Consider the following 2753-nt stretch of genomic DNA (forward strand, 5'->3'; position numbering starts at 1 on the left):
GGGTGTGGGGGAGCGTCCAGTCCGAGGGCACGGGCGACCGTGTCGAAGCGACCGCCCAGGGTCAGGGTGGCGGAGGTGGCGACGACGGTGCGTTCCTCGTACAGGTGGGTGGCGAGAGTGCCGGCGACCGAGAGCGGCGCGACCACCAGGGCCCGGCGGCTGCCGTTCTCCGGTTTCTCCACCCAGGCGACGTCGTGGTCGGCCTCCTCCAGCAGCCGTTGCGCGGTGGTGGAGAGTTCGTCCAGCACCGCCTTGGCCTGCTGCTTGCGGACCGGGTCGGGGTCGTCCGCCTTGACGTCGCCGATCGCGTCCAGCGCGGCCCGGGTCGCCGCGTCGAGCAGGGTGCACGCCTCGCGCAGCGGGGCCGGCAGGCCGGCGGTGAGCCGCCCGGCCGGCACCTCGGCCAGCCCGACGGCGAGCGCGTCGCCGGCCTCGGTGAGCCGGTCGGCGACGTCCGGTTTGAGCAGTGGCCGGGCCCGCCGGGCCGACCGGTCGATCAGCTCCGGGACCAGCTCGGCCTGGGCGGCGGAGGAGACCCGGTCGGCCAACTCGTGCGCCTCGTCGACGATCAGCAGCTTGTGCGGCGGCACGATGTGCCGGTCGGCCAGCATGTCGACCGCGAGCAGACTGTGGTTGGTGACCACGATGTCGGCCTCGCGGGCGCGGGCCCGCGACGCCTCGGCGAAGCACTCCTGCCCGAACGGGCAGCGGGTGGCGCCGACGCACTCCCGGGCCGGCATGGAGACCAGCCGCCACGCCTGGTCGTCCACGCCCGGGTCCAGTTCGTCCCGGTCGCCGGTGTGGGTCTCGTCCGCCCAGTCGCGCAGCCGCTGGATCTGCTTGCCGAGCCGGCCGGCCTCGCCGAGCCACTTCGTGCCGCCGCCGGGCCGGGCGGCGGGCGCGTCGAAGAGGGTGTCCTCCGGTTCGTCCTCGGTGGAGCCGTCCAACCGGGCCAGGCAGAGATAGTGGTGCCGCCCTTTCAGCACGGCGAAGGTGGGCCGGCGGCCGAGCAACGGTTCGACCGCGTCGGTGAGCCGGGGCAGGTCGTGCTCGACGAGCTGGGACTGCAACGCCAGGGTGGCGGTGGAGACCACCACCGGACCGTCCACGGTCAGTGCCGGGGCCAGGTACGCCAACGACTTGCCGGTGCCGGTGCCGGCCTGGACCAGCAGGTGTTCACCGGCGGCGACGGACCGCTCGATCGCCTCGGTCATCTGCTGCTGCCCGGGGCGGGCCGCGCCTCCGGGGACCGCGCCCACGGCCGCGGCCAGCAGCTCGCTTCCGCTGGGTCTGGCCCCCCGACGCCGGCTGCGGGCCGACGGGTTGGCGGTGTCGGTGGCGGTGCGGGGCGGGGTCACCGTGCGACGGTACCCGCCGGCACTGACGGCGGCCCTCGCGACGCCCGGGGCGGGGCGGTCACGGTACGGCAACCCGACCCCCGTGTCCGGTAACTTCCCCGCAGCGATCGACGGGCGGAATCGGCTAGGGTGCGACTCATGCCGAGCGATGTGGTCCGTGTGATCTACCGCAAGTACGACGGCAGCGCCCACCGCGACTACCCGGCCCGTCGGCTCACGGAGGACGACCTCGGCGTCTGGCTGGGTGTGCCGGCCGGCACCGAGTCGGTGTACCACGGCCGCCCGTCGGTCGAGCAGATCCCGTTCGTGTTGCTCGTGCCGCATCACGCCTGGTGGACGGGGATGTTCAACCCGCCGCCGCGCACCAGTGAGGTCTACTGCGACATCACCACACCGGCCCGTTGGGAGGGCGCCGACACGGTGCACCTGTTCGACCTGGACCTGGACGTGGTGCGTCGCCGGGCGACCGGCCTCGTCGAGCTGCGCGACGAGGACGAGTTCGCCGAGCACCGGGAGCGGTTCGGCTACCCGGCGGATCTGGTCGCCGAGGCGGAGGCGGCGGCCCAGTGGCTGCTCGGCGCGTTGGGCGACGGCACCGAACCGTTCGCCACGTCGTACCGCAAGTGGCTGGCCCTGGTGCTCTGAGCGGGATCACCAGGCCGGCGGCCAGCCGTCGTCGGCGCCCAGACCCGGCAAGTCGGGCAGTTTGTCAGGGTTGAACTGATTGAAGATGCCGGTGATCCGTCCCTCGGCGACCGCGAACGCGACCACCAGCCGCAAGGGCCGGCCGTCGGTGTGCACCGTCTCCATCTGCAACCCGAGCACGCCGTCCACCAGCACCGGGCGGCCCAGCACCCGCTGGCCGTAGCGGCCGGCCCGACCGAAGAGTCCGAGGACGAACCGGCCGACGTTGTCCGCGCCGGTGACCGGCCGGCGGGCCGAGGGGAAGTGCCCGCCGCTGTCGCTGACCAGCAGCACGTCCGGGGCCAGCACCCGGAGCAGGGCGGTCAGGTCGCCGGACTCGGTGGCGGCGGCGAAGGCGGCCACCACCCGTCGCTGCTCGGCGGCGTCGGCGGTGTGCCGGGGCGCGTCCGGCGCGTGGACCACCCGGCGGGCCCGGGAGGCGAGCTGCCGGGCCGCCTCCGGGCTGGTGCCGAGCGCCTCGGCGATCCGGGCGAAGGGCACCGCGAAGACGTCGTGCAGGACGAAGGCGACCCGCTGCTCGCCGAGCATCCGGTACGCCACCGCCGTCAGCCGGCCGCGTTCGGCCTCGAACTCCGCCACCGTATCCACCGTCACCCGAACCTCCCGTTGTCGGTCCGCATTCTTCCGGTACCGCCGGACGGTCTGTTGCCCCGGCGGCTCTCGGGAGGCGGGGACCGGTGGGGTGGGTGA

The 2753-nt window shown here is 74.3% G+C and carries 3 protein-coding genes; 1 reads left to right on the plus strand and 2 read right to left on the minus strand.

Annotated elements, in window-relative coordinates:
- A partial coding sequence (locus E1182_RS30110; RefSeq protein WP_371687626.1) for an ATP-dependent DNA helicase occupies window positions 1-1430 on the minus strand: 1430 nt, incomplete at its 3' end.
- Between the two features lie 66 nt (window positions 1431-1496).
- Here E1182_RS30110 and E1182_RS30115 point away from each other — a divergent pair.
- Window positions 1497-2003: a DUF402 domain-containing protein gene (locus tag E1182_RS30115; protein WP_132271124.1), complete on the plus strand. Its 507-nt coding sequence runs from the start codon at window positions 1497-1499 to the stop codon at window positions 2001-2003.
- A 6-nt stretch (window positions 2004-2009) separates the two neighbouring features.
- On the opposite strand, the gene E1182_RS30120 is transcribed toward E1182_RS30115, so the two are convergent.
- Window positions 2010-2642, minus strand: coding sequence for a sigma factor-like helix-turn-helix DNA-binding protein (locus E1182_RS30120; RefSeq protein WP_243706503.1), 633 nt, complete (start codon window positions 2640-2642; stop codon window positions 2010-2012).
- Window positions 2643-2753 lie beyond the last annotated feature (111 nt).

Source organism: Micromonospora sp. KC721, from assembly GCF_004348355.1.
GTDB lineage: Bacteria > Actinomycetota > Actinomycetes > Mycobacteriales > Micromonosporaceae > Micromonospora.